Here is an 18111-nt window from a genome sequence, read left to right as displayed (position 1 = left end):
AAGGGCCCCGCCAAGGGGTCATCGACACCATCCCACCGAATCCCGAACTCGCCAGAGGTGTCTCCGTCATGCGCTCTTCCGCCCGCCGTCTCGTCCTCGCCGCCGCCCCGCTCGCCGTCCTCGGCGCGATCCTCGCCACCGCGGGACCGTCCGCCGGTACGACGCCGCCGGCCCGGGTCCTCGCCGCCGACGCGGTCACCGAACCGGCCACCGAACCGGCCACCGAACCGGCCACCGAAACGACGGGGGCACCCACCGCCGCCACCGCCTCCACCGACGGCTTCTCGTGGGGCTGAGCACCCCGCCCGCCGCCTCCACGAGACCGCCCCTTCTCCCGCAGGACCCGCCATCTTCCTCATCGGCATCTCGATGTCCGCGTCCGCCCCGACCGTCACCGAGCACCCCACCCCCAGCGGCGTCCTCGCGGCGCTGTACCGGTCCGTCGAGCCGACGGACCCCGTCGAGACCGCTCGTGCGCTGGTCGCGGACCGCTCCGTCCGGATCGCGCTGTGCCTCGACTGCCCCGACGAACTCGAGGCGGTCGGACGCGCGCTGGGCATCTGCCTGCGCATGCTGGGGCGCTCCCCCGAGCTCGACGGCTACGGCATCGCCGACTGCAGACTCCTGTGAACCCTCCTGAACGGGGAATTCAGCCGTGTTCGTCCATATCCTGGGCCCCCTCCGCGCCACCGTCGACGACCGCCCCGTGCCCCTCGGCGGCCGACGGACCCAGACCGTCCTGGCCGCCCTCGCGCTGGAGGTCGACTGGGCCGTCTCCGTCGAAGGCCTCGTCGAAACCGTCTGGGGCCCCCACCCCCCGGCCAGCGCCCGCACCCAGATCCGCATCTGCGTCTCCACGCTGCGCCGCGCCTTCGCCGCAGCCGGCGCCCCCGAACTCATCGAGACCCATTCGTACGGCTACCGGCTGCGCCTCGGCCCGCACGACCTGGACGCCGCGGTGTTCGAGACCCGCGTGGAGCGCGCCCGCGTGCTCGCCGGGGGCGGCCGCCGCGCCGAGGCCGTACTGGAACTGCGCAACGCCCTCGCCCTGTGGAACGGCCCCGTGCTGGCCGGGCAGACGAGCCGGGCCCTGGACCCCGGCATCCGGCGCCTGGAGGAACTGCGGATCCGGGCCATCGAGGAGCGGCTGGCCCTCGAACTGGACCTCGGCCGCCACGAGGACGTCATCGGCGAGCTGCTGGCCCTGACCGCGACGTACCCCTTCCGGGAGCAGTTGCACGCCCAGCTGATGCTGGCCCTGCACCGCGCCGGGCGGACGGCCGAGGCGCTGGCCGCGTACCGGCGCGTGCGGCTGACCCTCGTCGAGGAGCTGGGGATCGAACCAGGCCCGAAGCTCGGCGCCCTGGAGCGGTCGATCCTGCTCGGCGAGTACCTCACCGCCTGAACCGGTCGCCGCGCCGCCGTTCATACGGTGATCCGCAGCTCCTGGAGCCGGTGCTCGGACACCCCGTCGGTCGGCAGGAACTCGTAGCGGTGCACGCGGGTGGCGCCCTTGGTGAAGGCCCAGTCCATCCGGAAGAACGGCAGGTCCTGGTTGAAGACGTTGTCCCCGAACTCCCCCAGGGCCGCGAACTTCCAGCTCAGCGGCAGGAAGTCCGGGTGGGCGGGGGTGGCGTCCTCGGCCACCGCACGCACCCCGTCGAGGGAGCGCATGGAGTCGGTGGCGTTGAAGTCACCGGCGATCAGTACGGGGTGGGGGTTGGTGGCCACGTCGCGTTCCAGGCCGCGCAACTCCTCCTGGCGCCAGGTGTGCTTGCGGCGCAGGTACGGGTCGTGGTCGAAGTCCGAGAAGAGGTTCAGGTTGTCGAGCGCCAGCGGCACGGTGATGTGCACGTTGTACGCGCTCAGCACCCGGCCGCGCACCGCGAGGTCGGTGCGGAGCACCTTCTCCCGCGCGAACTCCTGCCCGAATGCCGGCTTCCTGCCGTACGTGAGCCGGGGCCCGGGGCCCACGGGCGTCTGGGACAGGATCGGGTAGCGGGAGATCGTGAGCAGCTCGCTGCGGCGGGCGATGTGGTAGCCGGGGAACTCGCGGCGCAGCTCGGCGTCGTCGTCGAGCCGCCAGTAGCCGTCCTCGCCGAGGCCGGGGGTCCAGCCCACGTGTTCCTGGAGGAGGTAGACGTCGGCGTCGCGGGCGTGGAGGAGGGCGAACAGCCGGTCGGTGTCGGTCGCCATGGCCCAGTACTGGGTGTTGAGCGAGACCACCCGCAGGGCGTCCGGGGGCACGGGGCCCGGATCGCGCCAGAGCGCGGGCCAGTTGAAGCCGGAGCCGGTGGTGAGGGCGAGCGCGAGGGCCGTTCCCGAGACGCCGGCGGCGAGCCGTCGGCGGCGGCCGCAGGCGGCGGCGCCTGCCACCAGGAGGGTCAGCGGGATGCCGGTGAGGAAGAGGGGCGGTGCGACGTCCAGGATGAGGGACCAGTGCCACCGGCCGCTCACCAGCCACCGGACCACGGCGAACAGCAGCCAGAGGACGGCGAGACCGAGGACGGTCCGGCCGTACCAGAGGCGGAGCCGGCGGGCGGCACGGCGGCCGCGTCCGGGCGGCCCCTCACCGGCCGGGGACGGCGCACCGCCCCCGATCACCGTCGAAGCCCGCTCGGTGTCCCGGGCTTCCGCGGTGCCCTGGGCTTCCGCGGTATCCCGGGCTTCCGCCGTGTCCGGAGCCTCCGCGGTGGTCATGCGAGGCTCCCCCGCGGCTCGTACATCCGTCGGAAGCGCGCGCTCGCCGCGTACTGCGCGAGCCCGGTCGCGAGACCGGCCATGACGGCGGTGTTCACGAGCGCCTGGGCTCCGGTGAAGAAGGCCGTGAACAGCGGCCCCCGCTCCCGGAGCACGAAGCGGTACTGGCCCAGATCCGCGAGGACCGACCCGGCGAGCGCGGCCGGCGTGACCGCGCATCCGGCCGGGTGCAGCAGGCCGAGCGGCAGGGCCGCGACGGCGAGGCCGCCGAGCGCCGAGGCGACGGCCCGGCCCCCGGTCTCCATGCCCTGCATGGCCCGGCCCCGGTCGAAGTAGAACGGCACTCGCAAGCGGCTGCGGACGAACGCCTTGCGCAGCAGGGGCCGCATCCGGTTCTCGTCGGATAGCCGGCCCCTGATGCGGGACGTGAGCAGCATGGGCCACCGGGCGGCGAGCCGCTCCGCGTGGTCGATCTCCTCGGTCTGCCGCAGTGCCGTGTTGAACCAGCCGGCTTCCATGAAGGCGGACCTGCGGACCGCGCCAAGCGCGTAGAAACCTCCGCTGACCAGGCCTTCGGCGCTCTTGCGCCAGTAGTGGTACTGGAGGATGCGGTACTGGCCGACGAGGGGCTCCTCGAACAGCGGCTCCTTGTCGGGTATGCCGAACACCGCGCCGTACGTCGGGTTCTCGTCGAAGAGCGCGACGGCCTGGGCGACCGCCTCCGGGTGCATGGTCAGGTCGGCGTCGAGGAAGAAGACGATCTCGCCCTTGGAGCGGCGGACGCCCTCGTTGCGGGAGGAGCCGGGGCCGCCGTTCTCGGGGACGCGGACGAGCTGGACGGGGTGGGTGGCGGCGATCTCCGCGCAGCCGTCGGTGCTGGCGTCGTCGACGACGATCACCTCGATGTGCGGGTACGTCTGCTCGCGTACGGACCGCAGGCAGAGGTCGATGGTGGGCCGGTCGTTATACATCGGGACGACGACCGACACGAGGGGTTCGGACATGGGAATCCTCGGTGAGGTTGAGGGGGGAGCGGTCAGGTGGCGAGGTGGGGGACGAGGAGCGCGCCCCAGACGGCGGAGTTGACGACCATCACCCGGTCGCGCAACAGGGTCTTGACGGGCTCTCCCCCGCCACCGTCGACGATCACGATCTGGAGGTAGCGGAAGAGGGCGAAGAGCGCGCAGACCACGGTGAGCAGGGCGTACTGCCCGAAGCCCGATTCGGTGCGTAGGTAGAGCAGATATCCGAACAGGGTCAGGGCCGAGCAGAGCACCAGGACCAGGTCGAGGAAGTGGGCCGAGTAGCCGACGAGCGCCGGCCGGTGCCCGGTGCCGGCGACGCTCAGCTCGTGCCGCCGCTTGCCGAGGATCAGGACCAGGCAGGACGCGAGCACGGTGAGCACCAGCCACATCTCGACCGGGCGGTGGGCGGCCTCGTAACCGCCGAGGAGGCGGAGTACGAAGCCGGTGGCGACGACGAAGACGTCCAGGAGCGGAAGGTGCTTGAGCTTCCAGCTGTACGCGCCGTTCACGGCCAGGTACAGCAGGACGACCAGGGCCGACCCGGTTCCCAGGGTGAGCAGGGCGGGGACGAGCAGGGCGCCGAGCACGAGGGCCGTGGTCGCGGCGGAGGCCGTGCTCATGCGCCCCGAGGCGAGGGGGCGGTGGCGCTTGACGGGGTGCCGCTTGTCGCGTTCCACGTCGGCGATGTCGTTCAGGACGTAGACGAGCGACGAGGCGAGGATGAAGGCGCCCAGGGCGAGGGCGACGCGGACCAGGGTCGTGGTGTCGACGCCGCCGCCGAGCAGCGCGAGGGGCACCACGAGCAGGTTCTTGGGCCACTGGCCGGGTCTGAGCAGGGCGATCGGCGCGGGCAGCCTTCCTGGCCGTACCGCCGCCGGGGCACGGGTGTGTCCGGTGAGCTGGGTCATGGCACGGCCTCTCAGAAGAAGATCTTCGCGGTGGACAGGAGGCCCTGGCTCCACGGGTCACGGCTCGTGCGGCCGGTGGCCCCCGCCTTCGGGGCGGTGTGGCGGGCGGTGCGCCACCACTCGTAGGTGCGCAGGACGGCGTCGGCGTTCGACAGGCGCGGGGTGAAGCCGAGTTGTGCCTTCGCCTTGTCGATGCTGACGTAGGAGTCGTCCATCAGCTTGTGCAGCAGCCGGCCGTAGACCGGCGAGAGCTTGGCCCGCTGGAGGACGTTGAGCAGGGCCAGGGCGGGGCGGGCGGGCAGTCCGATGACCCGCTTGCCGTGGCCTGCGGCGTCGAGGACCGCCTGGAAGTCCTCCCGGATGGTGCCGAACTCGGCCGCCGCGAGGTTGTAGGTGTCGTTGGCGACGTCGTCGGGCGCGGTGAGGACGGTGACGACAGCGTCGACGAGGTCGTCGACGGCGAACATCTGGATCTTGACGTTCCCCTTGCCGAGGACGGGGAAGTTGCGTCCTTCCTCTGCCCATTCGAAGAGCATCGAGAACAGGCCCATGCGGCCGGGGCCGACGAAGGTCTTGGGCCGGAGGATGGGGACGCACATGCCTTCGGCGCGGTACCGCTCGGCGATCTCCTCGGCCGACGCCTTGGCGCGGCTGTAGCAGTCGACCGGCTCGCGCGGGTACTCCTCGGGCGTGGGCACGATCGTCGGCAGACCGTAGACGGCGGTCGAGGAGATGTGCACGACGCGGGGGGTGCCGGCGGCCGCCGCGGCCGCGAAGACGTTCTTCGTACCGCCGATGATGATGGAGCGGATCTGCTCGTCGGGGTAGCTGGGCAGGGCGGCCGCCGCGTGGACGAGGACGTCGGCGCCGTCGAGGGCCCGGTCCATGAGCTCGCGGTCGCGGATGTCGCCGGTCAGCAGGACGCCGGGGCCGGGCCTGAGGTCGACGCCGCGCACGTCGTGGCCCTCGGCGAGGAGCCGTTCGGCCAGGCGGGAGCCGAGCATGCCGGCCGCGCCGGTGATCGTGATCACCACTGGGAGCTCACCTTCTGCTTGATGAAACGGGCCACGAGACCGGTAAGTCCCCGGCCGAGGACGTCGTCGAGGGCGTCGATCGCGCGCTCGGCCTCCTCGGGTCCGGTGACCAGGGAGGGGCCGATGATCAGGGGGTTGTCGCCGTTGAGCGTGTAGTACGTGAAGATGCCGTGGTCCTCGTAGAGCGCGTTGATCACGGCGCAGGTCACGAGCTTGGTCTTGAACCGGGGGTCGCGGGCCATCCCGCCGGGCGCGAGCTTCGCGACCAGGTCGAGGATGCGGGGGCCGCCCTCGATGAAGACGCCCCACAGGGCGCCGGCGCCCGCGACGCGGCCGATCTCGTCGGGGTACTGCTTGGCGAGCCGTTCGAGACCGGGTTCGAGTACGGCTCCGAGGGCGCGGGCCCGCGCCGGGTAGTCGTCCTCCACCGCGATGTTGACGGCTTCGAGGGCGGTGGCGCACTCCTCGCCGAAGCCGTAGTAGGTGGTGGAGGTGGAGTTCATCAGGGAGTCACCGAGGTTGTCGTACGCCTTGCGGAAGACGGGCTCGCGGGCGACGAAGGCGGAGATGGACGACTTCCCGCCACCGAACGACTTGGAGGTGGTGAGCACGTCGGGGATGAGGCCCGGGTAACGCATGAAGTGGAAGAGGCTGCCGGTCTTGCCCCAGCCGGTGTAGATCTCGTCGAAGATCAGCACGATCTTCTCGCGGTCGCAGATCTCGCGCAGGCCGCGCAGGAACTCCTCCGAGCACCACTGGATCGTGGAGGCGCTGAAGGGCTCTATGAGGAGGGCGTAGACGTCGCCCCGGTGGGCGGCGACGACCCTGCGGACGGAGTCGAGGTCCCCGTAACGGAAGGTGTCCACACCGGGGATGGTGGGGAAGGCGAACTGGGCCTGGCCGGTCAGACCGCCCGAGCCGAGGAGCTTGCCGTGGAAGGCGCAGTCCGCGCGCAGCACGGTGCTCCGCTTGCCGTTGTGGAACTTGTACGCAAGCTTGACCGCGCCCTCGACGGCCTCGGCGCCCGAGTTCGGCAGGAACGCCATGCTGAGGTCGCCGGGGAGGATTTCGGCCAGGTTGTGGCCGAGGGCGGCGAGGTAGGGCGAGAAGTAGGTCTTGTGCACCTCCATGCGCCGGTCGCGGGCGAAGCGCTCGCGGGCGGCGAGGATGCGGGGGTGGTTGTGGCCGTGGTTGAGGACGCCGACGCCTCCGGTCAGGTCGAGGATCCGCCTGCCGTCGTCGAGGGTGAGGTAGGCGCCCTCGGCGCTGCGGACGAGCTCGCGGCCGAAGCCGAACGAGGTCATGAGGGAGACCTGGCTCTTGTTCACGTAACGGCGGTAGAGGTCGTGGACCTCGTCGACCTGCAACTTCTCGGCGTCGTCAAGGGTGTACACGGGCGTGGTCTCCCATCGGGGCGGTGGTGTGGGTGATCGGGGTGGGGCGGGTGATCGGGGCGACGAGGAGGGCGGGGAAGGAGAGGGGGTCGGGGGCGGGGGCGGCGCGGCGGGGAGCGGGGGCTGTACTCGCTGTCGCGGGAGTACGCGCCTCCCGGGCCTTTCCGGCCTCACCGGCCGCCCTGCCCTCCAGGGCCTCCCGGGAGGCCCTGGCCTCACCGGCCGACCTGGTCCGCGACCAGGCCAGGACGACCGCCGAACTGGCGAGTTCCGCGACGACGCACACAAGCCGGCTGGCGATCGCGGCCGCGGCGGCCAGGCCGCCGGGCAGGACGGTGGACAGGGCGGCGGTGAGGGTCAGCTCGCGCACGCCCCAGCCGTCGGGGACGACCAGCGCGAGGCTGCTGATCGCGGTGGCCAGGGCGAAGCCGCCGACCGCCGCGCCGAGCCCCGCCAAGGGCGGTGCTCCGACGGCCAGGAGCAGGAACCACAGGTGGAGGCCCGAGGCCGTCCAGGAGGCGATGGCGAGCAGGACGGCCCTGCGGACCGCACGGTCAGGCGGGGGGACGACCGGCCGCTTCACAAGGCGTGCGAGGGCCGTGACCGGCCGGGTGATCAGCGCGGGCCGGACGACTCCGGCCAGGAAGAGGAGCGCGGGCGGGCACAGCCACATCCAGTGGCCCGGCAGCGCGGCGGGGGCCGCGACCAGGCCGACGGCGGCGCCGGTGAGCAGGGTCAGGGCGAGGCTCAGCACATAGGCGGAGGTCATCTGGGCACCGGGGACACCGGCCTCCCGCCCGTGCGCCACATGGGTGATGACGCCCCAGACCCGGCCGGGCACGTACTTGCTGAGCTGGCCGAGGAAGTAGATCTTCGCCGCGCGCAGGCCGCGGATGGAGTGGTCGCCGGGGATGAGCACCCGCCAGGCGTGCACGGCGAGGACCAGGCCTGCGACGTTGGCGACGACCGAGGCGGCGATCAGGGGGACGGCGTCGGCGTGGGCGAACGCCTCCACGACCTTGGGGCCTTCGCCCCGCAGGAGGAGGTAGACCCCGATCAGGGCGGCGGCCACGACGACCGGGGTGAGGAGTCTGCGCAGCCACACCGTCACCGCGCCACCGCCCGCTCGGTGGAGCGCCGGTCGTCGGTGCGGGGCCGGGCGGAGGCGCGGGGCCGGGCGGAGGTGCGGGGCCCGTCATCGTTGCGGCGCCCGGAGGTACGTCGCCGGGCGGGCGTGAGTGCGCGAAGTGCGCCCCGCGCGGCGCCGACGAGGAGCGCCGCGTGGTTGGCCAGGTGGACTCCGGCGAAGAAGGGGACGAAGGAGGCGCCCCTACGGCGGGCCGCGAAGCCGAACAGACCGAGGTTGGCCAGGCAGAAGGCGAGCAGCCCGGCCACCGGCAGGGCCGCGAGGAGGGGAGCGGCCGGGGGCGGGGCGGAGAGGAGGAGCGCGAGGATCGGCAGCGGTACGGAGCCGAGGCAGAGGGCCGCGGCGAGGACGGACGCGGGGCTGTTGGCCGTCAGGTTGCTCCGCCCGCCGGCGCGGGCGGAGAGCAGCGCGGGCACGAGCAGGAGGGCCCGGCGGTACGTCTCCGAGAGCAGCGGGACGAGCCGGTGCTCCTCGTCGTGGCGTGCCATCACCCGCTCCGTGAGGATGATCCGGTAGTGCGGGGCGAGCCGGTCGCTGAACTCCAGGTCCTCCGAGTCGCGCAGCCGCTCGTCGAAACCGCCGAGCCGGTCGAAGACCTCGCGCGGCACGGCCGCCTGGGCGAAGAACGCGGTCTCCACCACTCCGGCGCCCCGGGCGCGCCACCAGTACGCGTGCAGCGTCTTGTACCACTCGACGGGCCCGTCGTCGAAGAGCGGTTCGGGCGCGATGACACCGTGCACACAGCCGCAGGCGGGGTCCTCGCGCAGGATCTCCAGCGCGTTGGCCACCGAGTCCGGGGTGAGCGCCTCGTCGGAGTCGAGGAAGAAGAGGACGTCGCCGGTGGCGGCGGCGATTCCCGCGTTCCGGGCGGCGGAGACACCGCGGTTGCCGTCGCCGCCGATCAGGACGCACGGATGGGTCCGGGCGATCTCGGCGGTCCGGTCGGTGCTGCCGTCGTCGACGACGATGACCTCGTGGACGGGGTGGGTCTGGGCGAGGACGGATCTCAGACAGGCGTCGAGGGTGCGTGCGGAGTTGTAGGCCGGTATGACGACCGACACGGTTTGCGTCATGGGAAGAGCACACCGGGTCCGCGTATGGATCGGATATCGATCACGTATCGCGGCTTCTCGCAGTCCGAGACGGCCAACGGCGCCGAGCGAAAAGGGAGTTGGGCGCTGCTAGCGTCCCCGGTCGTGAACGTTCCCCTGAAGCCCGTACGCGCCCCGAACCGGCCGTCACGCGAGAGACCCCGCGCCACCCGGCTCGTGATCGGGGCGGCGGTCGCCTGGGCGCTTCTCGTCGCCCTCGGGCAGCTGCTGAGCGGCCGGTGGTGGCTGTGGCTGCTGCCGGATCTGATGCCGCCGCCGGCCTTCGTCGCGGTACCCCTCGTGCTGTCCGCCCTGGCGTGCGCCGTGACCCGCGGGCGCACCCGGCGGTGGCTGCTCCCGGCCCTCTCGGTGCTCCTGGTGGCGGGGGCCGGGAGGGCGGGGCTCCACTGGGGCGCGCTGCTCCCAGGCGGCGGGCCCGGCCCGGCCCCCGCGCACGCGCTCAAGGTCTTCTCGTGGAACACGCTGTACTGGGACACGACCGACGACCCGGACGCGTTCCACCGCCATCTGCGGTCCAAGGACGCCGACGTCTACCTGCTCCAGGAGCATCTGGCCTGGGAGGACGGCAAGCACAAGGAGATCGACCGGCTCGCCCGGCTGCGGGCGGAGTTCCCCGGCTACCACCTCGTGGCGCGGGGGGAGCTGGTCACGCTCTCGCGCCATCCGGTGGTGGCCGCTCCCCCGGTCGGCCCGGGCCGGGCGCCGGAGGGCTCCGCGTCCTGGCGCGAGCGGTTCGAGTGGAACAAGGTGCTGCGCACCGATGTGGACGTGGCCGGCACGGTGGTGTCGTTCTACAACGTGCACGTCCCGGTGCAGCTGGACATCGAGCGCAGCTGGTTCAGCCCCGCCTTCTACGGCGTGGTCCGCGACACCGATCCCGTACGCAAGGAGCACTTCGCGGCGCTGCTGAGCGACGCCCGCGCGAACCCCCACCCGCTCCTCATCTCGGGGGACTTCAACACGACCCCGGCCATGGGTGACCTGAAGGGGCTGCGGGAGGCGTTCCGCGACACGCTGCCGGCCTCGTCGTCCTTCCTGCCGGGCACCTGGGGCGTCGGCGGCCTCCCGCTGTGGCGGCTGGACTGGACGTTCACGGACGAGGACCTGCGCGTGCACCGTTACGCGCTGGCCTCCGCCGCGGGCCTCTCCGACCACAAGGGCCAGGAGCTGGTGGTGTCCCCGGCGGACTGAGGCGCGGGGCCGGGCCGGGCCGGGAACAGTCCCGCCCCGGCCCGGACCCGACCCCCTGCCGAGCCCCCGGCCCCCGCCCCCGGCTCCGTCAGGCGCCCGCCTCGTCCAGCCGTCGCCGCTGGTCGGGGTCGAGGGTCAGGGCGAGCGCGCCCATGGCCTCCTCCACCTGTTCGACCCGGCTCGCCCCGACGACGGGCAGCACGGACGGTTCGCCGTCGAGGAGCCAGGCGAGGACCACCTGGTTGACGGTCGCGCCGAGTTCTCCGGCGACCTCGCGCAGGGCGGCGAGCCGGGGAGCGGTGCCGGGGTGGTCGTACGCCTCGGGGAGTCCGACCTCGGGGCGGGTGTAGCCGCCGGAGAGCAGCGCGCTGTAGGCCCAGATCGTCAGATCGCCTTCGCTGCGCGTGTAGTCGAGGAGCTCCCGGGTGACGTGGACGTGCGCCGTGGAGGGAAGGGCCTTGTCGAAGCGGGGCTGGAGGTAGGAGTGGCGGTACTGGAGGTGGGTGTAGCGCGGGCGGTCGCCGGCGAGGGCGCGGGCGCGCTCGACCCGCCAGACGGCGTGGTTGCTGACGCCGAGCTCGCCCGCCTTGCCCTCGTCGACGAGGTCGGCGAGGGCCGTGACGGTCTCGGCGAGCGGCACCGCGCGGTCCTCCACGTGGGCCCAGAAGACGTCGATCCGGTCCACGCCGAGCCGGCGGAGGCTGTCGTCGAGGGCGCTCCTGATCGCCTTCTCGGAGAGCCCTTCGATTTCGGCGGCCCCGGGGGTGGCGGGCCGGGCACCGCATTTGGTGGAGAGGACGAGGCCGTCGCGGTTGCCGCGCGCGGCGAGCCAGCGGCCGAGGGTCTCCTCGCTCTCGTCGCCGGTGCCGCCCTCGACCCAGTACGCGTAGTTGTTGGCGGTGTCGATCACGGTGCCGCCGAGTTCGGTGAAGCGGTCGAGCACGGCGAACGAGGTGGCCTCGTCGACCGACGTACCGAACGGCAGGGCGCCGAGGGCAAGGGTGCGCTGGGGGATCGCCATGGATACAGTCCTTCTCGAAGACGGTTGGACTAGACCATCTTGGATCAAGAACTTCCGCCGTGCAGGGGAAACGACCGAACAAGAACCGGCCGAACTCCCGGTCCTTTCAAGGCTGTTCGATTGGTCTAGTCCTGGAACCGACCGCGGCCCTACCATCACAGAGGCCTCACGGTCAGGCACGCGAAGTGAACGGGCACGACGGGACCATTCGGGGGGAAGACGCCTTGCTTGAGGCGCTGGGGATAGAGCAGTCCGCGGAGACCGTGTACCGGCTCATGCTCGAACGGCCCGACTACGGCGTGGCGGACATGGCCCGCCGGCTCGACTGGCCTGAGCAGCAGGTCCGCGAGGCACTGGGCAGGCTCACGGAGGCACGGCTCGTCGCCATGGACGACGGATCGGGGGAGGTCCTCCCGTTCGACCCCGAGGTCGGCTTCTCCTTCCTCCTCTCCCGGGCCGAGGCCGAACTGAGCCGGCGGCGGCGCCAGGTCGAGCGCGCCGAGCGGGCCGTGGCCGACATCCTCGCCACGTACACCGACCGGGACGACGGCGCGGCCCGGCACGACGTGGTGCACCGGGTCGTGGGCCTCGACAACGTCCGCGAACGGCTCGAGGACCTGGCCGCGAACGTCCGCACCGAGTGCCTCTCGCTCCTCCCGGGCGGCGCCCAGCTCCCCGACACGATGGACGCGAGCCAGCCGCTCGACCAACTCGCCCTGGAACGCGGCGTGAAGATCCGGTCGATCTACCAGGAGAGCTTCCGCAACGACCCGCCGACCGTCGAGTACGTCCGCTGGTACTGCGAACTCGGCGGCGAGGCGCGGACCGTGCCCGTCGTCCCCATGCTCATGGTGATCGTCGACCGCGAGGCCGCGCTCGTACCGGTCGACCCGGAGGACGGACGCGCGGGCGCGCTCGAAGTCCGCAGCCCCGGCCTCGTCCACGCGCTCATGGTGCTCTTCGACCGCCTGTGGGACACGGGAACCCCGTTCGGCGAGGCCCCGCGCCGCGACGAGCACGACCTCTCCCCGCAGGAGCGGGAGTTGCTCATGCTGCTCGGCATCGGCTGCACGGACGACATCGCCGCCCGCCGACTCGGCGTCTCCCTGCGGACCGTGCGCCGGATGAGCTCGGAGCTGATGAACCGGCTCGGCGCCCGCAGCCGTTTCGAGGCGGGGGTACGGGCCACCAAGGAGGGCTGGCTCTGACCTCGGGCCCGAGGGGATACCGACGAATCACTTCCGTTATGCGGACAGGGGTTCCATGGAGCTGAGCAGTCGCCTAGATTTCCCCAGCATTACCCAGGTGATCAGCGAGGGGACGGCAACCGGCATGTCAGACGCGCCAGATACGGCACAAGGGAAACAACCCGCCATCACACCCATGCGGGTGGTGATCGGACTCTGTCTGTTCGCCCCGTTCGTGGCGATGCTCTGGGTGAGTTCCTACGCGAAGACCGAACCGCTCTTCGCCGGCATCCCGTTCTTCTACTGGTACCAGATGCTCTGGGTGCTGATCTCCACCGCGCTCACCATGGTTGCCTACAAGCTGTGGCAGATCGACCAGCGCGCCCGCAAGGGAGGTGACGCACGATGAAGGACGTCACAGGCGTGAACGGCGTCGCGCTCGCCGTCTTCATCTTCTTCTTCCTGGCCGTCACGGTCATGGGATTCCTCGCCTCGCGCTGGCGCAGGGCCGAGAACGAGAACAGCCTCGACGAGTGGGGCCTGGGCGGCCGCTCGTTCGGCACCTGGGTGACCTGGTTCCTGCTCGGCGGCGACCTCTACACCGCGTACACCTTCGTCGCCGTCCCGGCGGCCATCTACGCGGCGGGCGCGGCCGGCTTCTTCGCCGTGCCGTACACGATCCTGGTCTACCCGCTGATCTTCACCTTCCTGCCGCGCCTGTGGTCGGTCTCGCACAAGCACGGATACGTCACCACCTCGGACTTCGTGCGCGGCCGCTTCGGCTCCAAGGGCCTCTCGCTCGCGGTGGCGGTCACCGGCATCCTCGCCACCATGCCGTACATCGCGCTCCAGCTCGTCGGCATCCAGGCCGTCCTGGACGTGATGGGCGTCGGCGGCGGCGAGACCACCCACTGGTTCATCAAGGACCTGCCGCTGCTCATCGCCTTCGGTGTCCTCGCGGCGTACACGTACTCCTCGGGTCTGCGCGCCCCCGCGCTCATCGCCTTCGTCAAGGACACCCTGATCTACATCGTCATCGCGGTGGCGATCATCTACATCCCGATCAAGCTCGGCGGCTTCGACGAGATCTTCGCCAAGGCGGGCGAGACGTACGCGCAGACCAACGAGGCGACCGGCAAGCCGCGCGGCTCGCTCGTCCCCGGCGAGGCCGGCCAGTGGACGTACGCGACGCTCGCGCTCGGCTCGGCGCTCGCGCTCTTCATGTACCCGCACTCCATCACGGCGACCCTGTCGTCCCGGAGCCGTGAGGTCATCCGCCGCAACACCACGATCCTGCCGCTGTACTCGCTGATGCTGGGCCTGCTCGCGCTGCTCGGCTTCATGGCGATCGCCGCCGGGATCCAGGTGAAGAACGGGCAGCTCGCCATCCCGCAGCTGTTCGAGACGATGTTCCCGGACTGGTTCGCGGGCGTCGCGTTCGCCGCGATCGGCATCGGCGCGCTCGTCCCGGCCGCGATCATGTCGATCGCCGCGGCCAACCTCTTCACCCGCAACATCTACAAGGACTTCATCAAGAAGGACGCGACCCCGGCGCAGGAGACCAAGGTCTCCAAGATCGTCTCGCTTCTGGTGAAGGTCGGCGCGCTCGCCTTCGTCCTCACCATGGACAAGACCGTCGCCATCAACTTCCAACTGCTCGGCGGCATCTGGATCCTGCAGACCTTCCCCGCCCTCGTCGGCGGCCTCTTCACCCGCTGGTTCCACCGCTGGGCGCTGCTCGCCGGCTGGGCCGTCGGCATGCTCTACGGCACGGTCGCCGCGTACGGGGTCGCCAGCCCCACCCAGAAGCACTTCGGCGGCTCCTCGGCCGAGATCCCGGGCATCGGCGAGATCGGCTACATCGGTCTCACCGCCTTCGTCCTCAACCTCGTCGTCACGGTCGTCCTCACCTTCGTCCTCAAGGCCGTCAAGGCCCCGGAGGGCATCGACGAGACCTCCCCGTCCGACTACACGGCGGACGCCGGAGACGCCGGCGTGCAGACCAAGATGCCGAAGCTCGGCGCCGACACGCACTGACCGGCCCCACGGCCGCGACGCGCTGACCCGGCACACAGCCGCACCCGAAGGGCCCGGGATCCCCGCCATGGGATCCCGGGCCCCTTCGCGTCCCCGTGGAGGCACACTTCCCTCATGGACTTCACGATCAGGGCGGTACGGCCCGAGGAGTACGAGACGCTCGGGGAACTCACCGCGGGCACCTACCTGGACGACGGACTGCTGAAGTACGGGGCGCAGGACTTCTATCTGGACGTGCTGCGGGACACCGCGCGGCGGGCGCGCGAGAGCGAGGTGCTCGTCGCCGAGGACGCCGAGGGGCGGCTCCTCGGCGGAGTGACCTTCGCCACCGGCAACACCACCTGGGCGGACATCGCGGTCGCCGGCGAGGCCGAGTTCCGCATGCTCGCCGTCAGCCGGGAGGCCCGCGGCCGAGGCGTCGGAGAAGCCCTCGTACGGGCCTGTATCGAGCGCGCGAGGGCCCTCCCGGGGTGCGAGCGCCTCGTGCTCTCCACGGACGCGAAGATGGTCTCGGCGCACCGGATCTACGACCGCCTGGGCTTCGTCCGCACCCCGCACCGCGACTGGGAACCGACCCCGGGCCTTCTGCTGCGCACCTACGCCCTGGAGTTCTGACACCGGGCGGCGACACAACATGTGGGGGGTGCCATGAGCGGCGCCCCCCACATGTATGCTCGTGCTCGCTGTCGACGCAGGGGAATCCGGCGCGAATCCGGAACTGTCCCGCAACGGTGTGCTTCCTACGGATACGACCCATTCGTACGAGGTGAGTCCGACAACCTGCCGACAGCGCGCCCGGTCCGTCCGTTCCGGGTGCCACTGACGTCCGGGCCTCGCGGAGTGGGCCGGTGGAAGCGTCGCGTCCGGCGTTACGGATGCCCGCATGCCCGCCTTCCCCCGCCGCGGCCCCGAGCCGAGCGAGGGAGAGCCCCCACGTGACCATCGCGCCCGCCGATCCGGCTTCCGCCGAGGCTTCCGCGGTCGAGAGCGACGGCCCCGGGACCGTGCTGCTGCGGACCCTGACCGACCTCACCGCCGATCTCCCCGACACCGACCCCGGCAAGGTCGCCGCCGCCGCGCTCCGCGGCCGCAGCGCCGCGTCGGACGAGGCGGAACTGCGCGAGCTGGCCACCGAGGCGGCCGCGGGTCTGATCGCGGAGGACCCGGCGTACTCCCGGCTCGCCGCCCGGCTCCTGACGGTCACCATCGCCGACGAGGCGGCCGGCCAGGGCGCGTACTCCTTCTCCGCCTCCGTCGCCGTCGGCCACCGCGAGGGCCTGATCGCCGACCGCACCGCCGAGTTCGCCGCCCTGCACGCGGCCCGCCTCGACGCGACCATCGACCGGGCCGGCGACGACCGCTTCGGCTACTTCGGCCTGCGCACCCTCTACTCGCGCTACCTGCTGCGCCACCCGATCACCCGCAAGGTCATCGAGACCCCGCAGCACTTCATGCTCCGCGTCGCCTGCGGCCTCGCCGAGGACGACAGCACGCGCGCGCTCGACGAGGTCACGGCGCTGTACGGCCTGATGAGCCGCCTGGACTACCTCCCCTCCTCCCCCACGCTCTTCAACTCCGGCACCCGCCACCCGCAGATGTCCTCCTGCTACCTCCTGGACTCCCCGCAGGACGAGCTGGACTCCATCTACGACCGCTACCACCAGGTGGCGCGCCTCTCGAAGCACGCGGGCGGCATCGGCCTCTCGTACTCCCGCATCCGGGCCCGCGGTTCGCTGATCCGCGGCACCAACGGGCACTCCAACGGCATCGTGCCGTTCCTGAAGACCCTCGACGCCTCCGTCGCCGCCGTGAACCAGGGCGGCCGCCGCAAGGGCGCCGCCGCCGTCTACCTGGAGACCTGGCACGCGGACATCGAGGAGTTCCTGGAGCTCCGCGACAACACCGGCGAGGACCAGCGCCGTACGCACAACCTGAACCTGGCGCACTGGATCCCGGACGAGTTCATGCGCCGCGTCAACGCCGACGCCGACTGGTCGCTGTTCTCCCCGGCGGACGTGCCCGAGCTGGTCGACCTGTGGGGCGAGGAGTTCGACGCCGCCTACCGCGCCGCCGAGGCCAAGGGCCTGGCCCGCAAGACGATGCCGGCCCGCGACCTGTACGGCCGGATGATGCGGACGCTGGCCCAGACCGGCAACGGCTGGATGACCTTCAAGGACGCCTCGAACCGTACGGCCAACCAGACCGCCGAGCCCGGCACGGTCGTCCACTCCTCCAACCTGTGCACCGAGATCATCGAGGTCACGAACGACGGCGAGACGGCCGTCTGCAACCTGGGCTCGGTCAACCTGGGCGCGTTCGTGGACGCCTCGTCCCAGGACATCGACTGGGAGCGCCTGGACGCGACCGTCCGCACCGCCGTCACGTTCCTCGACCGGGTCGTCGACATCAACTTCTACCCGACCGAGCAGGCGGGCCGCTCCAACGCCCGCTGGCGGCCGGTGGGCCTGGGCGCGATGGGCCTCCAGGACGTCTTCTTCCAGCTGAAGCTGCCGTTCGACTCCGCCGAGGCCCGCGCGCTCTCGACGAAGATCTCCGAGCGGATCATGCTCGCCGCGTACGAGGCCTCCGCCGACCTCGCCGAGCGCAACGGCCCGCTGCCGGCCTGGGAGAAGACCCGTACGGCCCGCGGTGTCCTGCACCCCGACCACTACGACGTCGAGCTGAACTGGCCGGAGCGCTGGACGGCGCTGCGCGCCCGCATCGCGTCGACCGGCATGCGCAACTCCCTCCTCCTCGCCATCGCGCCGACGGCGACCATCGCCTCGATCGCCGGCGTCTACGAGTGCATCGAGCCGCAGGTCTCCAACCTCTTCAAGCGCGAGACGCTCTCCGGCGAGTTCCTCCAGGTCAACTCCTACCTGGTCGACGAGCTGAAGAAGCTCGGCGTGTGGGACGCGCAGACCCGCGAGGCCCTGCGCGACGCCAACGGCTCCGTCGCCGGCTTCACCTGGGTTCCGGCCGAGGTCCGCGAGCTGTACCGCACGGCGTGGGAGATCCCGCAGCGCGGCCTGATCGACATGGCCGCGGCGAGGACCCCGTTCCTGGACCAGTCGCAGTCCCTGAACCTCTTCCTCGAAACCCCGACCATCGGCAAGCTGTCGTCGATGTACGCGTACGCCTGGAAGCAGGGCCTGAAGACGACGTACTACCTGCGCTCCCGCCCGGCGACCCGGATCGCCCGCGCCGCCCAGGCGTCGACGACCGCCGCCCCCATCCCCGTCCAGCAGGCGGCCCCCGACGCGGACGCCCTCGCCTGCTCCCTCGAAAACCCCGAGTCCTGCGAGGCCTGCCAGTAATGAGTGCCCACCCGTCGCCCGACCGCCACCCCTCAACG

At 71.6% G+C, this 18111-nt stretch carries 17 protein-coding genes and 1 riboswitch; of the genes, 9 read left to right on the top strand and 8 right to left on the bottom strand.

The genetic code is table 11. The features are described 5' to 3' along the window. Window positions 1-68: 68 nt before the first annotated feature. From ABT034_RS24865 to ABT034_RS24855, 3 genes are all read left to right on the top strand, one after another. Entirely contained in the window at window positions 69-296 is a 228-nt protein-coding gene (locus tag ABT034_RS24865) for a hypothetical protein (protein ID WP_351218781.1), read from the top strand. Window positions 297-369: 73 nt separating this feature from the next. Then, window positions 370-630, top strand: coding sequence for a hypothetical protein (locus ABT034_RS24860; RefSeq protein ID WP_351218779.1), 261 nt, complete (start codon window positions 370-372; stop codon window positions 628-630). Window positions 631-655: 25 nt separating this feature from the next. Then, a complete protein-coding gene (locus ABT034_RS24855; protein WP_351218777.1) occupies window positions 656-1405 on the top strand; it encodes an AfsR/SARP family transcriptional regulator in 750 nt (249 codons plus the stop codon). Between the two features lie 20 nt (window positions 1406-1425). Here ABT034_RS24855 and ABT034_RS24850 read toward each other — a convergent pair whose 3' ends face one another. Genes ABT034_RS24850 through ABT034_RS24820 form a run of 7 tightly spaced genes read right to left on the bottom strand, consistent with a single transcriptional unit; the run spans window position 1426 to window position 9281 of the window. Further along, on the bottom strand, window positions 1426-2700 hold the full coding sequence (locus ABT034_RS24850) for an endonuclease/exonuclease/phosphatase family protein (protein WP_351218775.1): 1275 nt from the start codon (window positions 2698-2700) through the stop codon (window positions 1426-1428). Then, complete coding sequence (locus ABT034_RS24845) at window positions 2697-3704, bottom strand: glycosyltransferase (RefSeq protein WP_351218773.1); 1008 nt, start codon at window positions 3702-3704, stop codon at window positions 2697-2699. The genes ABT034_RS24850 and ABT034_RS24845 overlap by 4 nt, the downstream gene beginning before the upstream one ends. 32 nt (window positions 3705-3736) lie before the next feature. After that, window positions 3737-4633: a UbiA prenyltransferase family protein gene (locus tag ABT034_RS24840; RefSeq protein ID WP_351218771.1), complete on the bottom strand. Its 897-nt coding sequence runs from the start codon at window positions 4631-4633 to the stop codon at window positions 3737-3739. An 11-nt stretch (window positions 4634-4644) separates the two neighbouring features. Continuing rightward, window positions 4645-5667, bottom strand: coding sequence for an NAD-dependent epimerase/dehydratase family protein (locus tag ABT034_RS24835; RefSeq protein ID WP_351218769.1), 1023 nt, complete (start codon window positions 5665-5667; stop codon window positions 4645-4647). Beyond that, the gene (locus ABT034_RS24830) at window positions 5661-7061 is read right to left on the bottom strand and encodes an aspartate aminotransferase family protein (protein ID WP_351218767.1); all 1401 of its coding nucleotides are present in this window, start codon (window positions 7059-7061) and stop codon (window positions 5661-5663) included. The genes ABT034_RS24835 and ABT034_RS24830 overlap by 7 nt, the downstream gene beginning before the upstream one ends. Beyond that, the gene (locus ABT034_RS24825; protein WP_351218765.1) at window positions 7048-8172 is read right to left on the bottom strand and encodes a lysylphosphatidylglycerol synthase domain-containing protein; all 1125 of its coding nucleotides are present in this window, start codon (window positions 8170-8172) and stop codon (window positions 7048-7050) included. The genes ABT034_RS24830 and ABT034_RS24825 overlap by 14 nt, the downstream gene beginning before the upstream one ends. Beyond that, window positions 8169-9281, bottom strand: coding sequence for a glycosyltransferase family 2 protein (locus ABT034_RS24820; protein WP_351218763.1), 1113 nt, complete (start codon window positions 9279-9281; stop codon window positions 8169-8171). Before ABT034_RS24820 ends, ABT034_RS24825 begins: the two co-directional genes overlap by 4 nt. Before the next feature lie 123 nt (window positions 9282-9404). Here ABT034_RS24820 and ABT034_RS24815 point away from each other — a divergent pair, with 123 nt between their 5' ends. Beyond that, window positions 9405-10511, top strand: a complete 1107-nt coding sequence (locus ABT034_RS24815; RefSeq protein ID WP_351218761.1) for an endonuclease/exonuclease/phosphatase family protein — start codon at window positions 9405-9407, stop codon at window positions 10509-10511. 88 nt (window positions 10512-10599) lie between these two features. Here the strand turns inward: ABT034_RS24815 and ABT034_RS24810 are convergent, their stop codons facing one another. After that, entirely contained in the window at window positions 10600-11532 is a 933-nt protein-coding gene (locus ABT034_RS24810; protein ID WP_351218759.1) for an aldo/keto reductase, read from the bottom strand. 224 nt (window positions 11533-11756) lie between these two features. Between ABT034_RS24810 and ABT034_RS24805 the strand changes: the two genes are divergently transcribed. The 5 genes from ABT034_RS24805 (at window position 11757) to ABT034_RS24785 (ending at window position 18073) form a co-directional block, all read left to right on the top strand. Then, window positions 11757-12740 (top strand): LuxR C-terminal-related transcriptional regulator, encoded by a 984-nt coding sequence (locus ABT034_RS24805; RefSeq protein ID WP_351218757.1) that lies wholly within the window; start codon window positions 11757-11759, stop codon window positions 12738-12740. A 124-nt stretch (window positions 12741-12864) separates the two neighbouring features. Next, a complete protein-coding gene (locus ABT034_RS24800; RefSeq protein WP_351218911.1) occupies window positions 12865-13128 on the top strand; it encodes a DUF3311 domain-containing protein in 264 nt (87 codons plus the stop codon). After that, window positions 13125-14756, top strand: coding sequence for a monocarboxylate uptake permease MctP (mctP, locus tag ABT034_RS24795; protein WP_351218755.1), 1632 nt, complete (start codon window positions 13125-13127; stop codon window positions 14754-14756). The genes ABT034_RS24800 and mctP overlap by 4 nt, the downstream gene beginning before the upstream one ends. A 114-nt stretch (window positions 14757-14870) precedes the next feature. Continuing rightward, a complete protein-coding gene (locus ABT034_RS24790; protein WP_351218753.1) occupies window positions 14871-15371 on the top strand; it encodes a GNAT family N-acetyltransferase in 501 nt (166 codons plus the stop codon). A 55-nt stretch (window positions 15372-15426) separates the two neighbouring features. Then, a riboswitch (cobalamin riboswitch) is annotated at window positions 15427-15558 on the top strand. Between the two features lie 133 nt (window positions 15559-15691). Further along, window positions 15692-18073, top strand: coding sequence for a ribonucleoside-diphosphate reductase subunit alpha (locus tag ABT034_RS24785; protein WP_351218751.1), 2382 nt, complete (start codon window positions 15692-15694; stop codon window positions 18071-18073). Window positions 18074-18111: the final 38 nt, after the last annotated feature.

Origin of the sequence: Streptomyces sp. NPDC002773, from assembly GCF_040295605.1 — a bacterium.
In the GTDB taxonomy this organism is placed as follows: Bacteria; Actinomycetota; Actinomycetes; order Streptomycetales; family Streptomycetaceae; genus Streptomyces.
The sequence above is the reverse complement of the archived record's forward strand: the minus strand, read 5'-3'. Positions and strand labels throughout refer to the sequence as shown.

What these genes read in the sequence shown, in the direction of transcription:
- ABT034_RS24865 (WP_351218781.1), top strand. Translation starts at nt 69, where the DNA reads ATGCGCTCTTCCGCCCGCCGTCTCGTCCTCGCCGCCGCCCCGCTCGCC.
- ABT034_RS24860 (WP_351218779.1), top strand. Translation starts at nt 370, where the DNA reads ATGTCCGCGTCCGCCCCGACCGTCACCGAGCACCCCACCCCCAGCGGC.
- ABT034_RS24850 (WP_351218775.1), bottom strand. Translation starts at nt 2,700, where the DNA reads ATGACCACCGCGGAGGCTCCGGACACGGCGGAAGCCCGGGATACCGCG.
- ABT034_RS24845 (WP_351218773.1), bottom strand. Translation starts at nt 3,704, where the DNA reads ATGTCCGAACCCCTCGTGTCGGTCGTCGTCCCGATGTATAACGACCGG.
- ABT034_RS24840 (WP_351218771.1), bottom strand. Translation starts at nt 4,633, where the DNA reads ATGACCCAGCTCACCGGACACACCCGTGCCCCGGCGGCGGTACGGCCA.
- ABT034_RS24820 (WP_351218763.1), bottom strand. Translation starts at nt 9,281, where the DNA reads ATGACGCAAACCGTGTCGGTCGTCATACCGGCCTACAACTCCGCACGC.
- ABT034_RS24810 (WP_351218759.1), bottom strand. Translation starts at nt 11,532, where the DNA reads ATGGCGATCCCCCAGCGCACCCTTGCCCTCGGCGCCCTGCCGTTCGGT.
- ABT034_RS24800 (WP_351218911.1), top strand. Translation starts at nt 12,865, where the DNA reads ATGTCAGACGCGCCAGATACGGCACAAGGGAAACAACCCGCCATCACA.
- mctP (WP_351218755.1), top strand. Translation starts at nt 13,125, where the DNA reads ATGAAGGACGTCACAGGCGTGAACGGCGTCGCGCTCGCCGTCTTCATC.
- ABT034_RS24790 (WP_351218753.1), top strand. Translation starts at nt 14,871, where the DNA reads ATGGACTTCACGATCAGGGCGGTACGGCCCGAGGAGTACGAGACGCTC.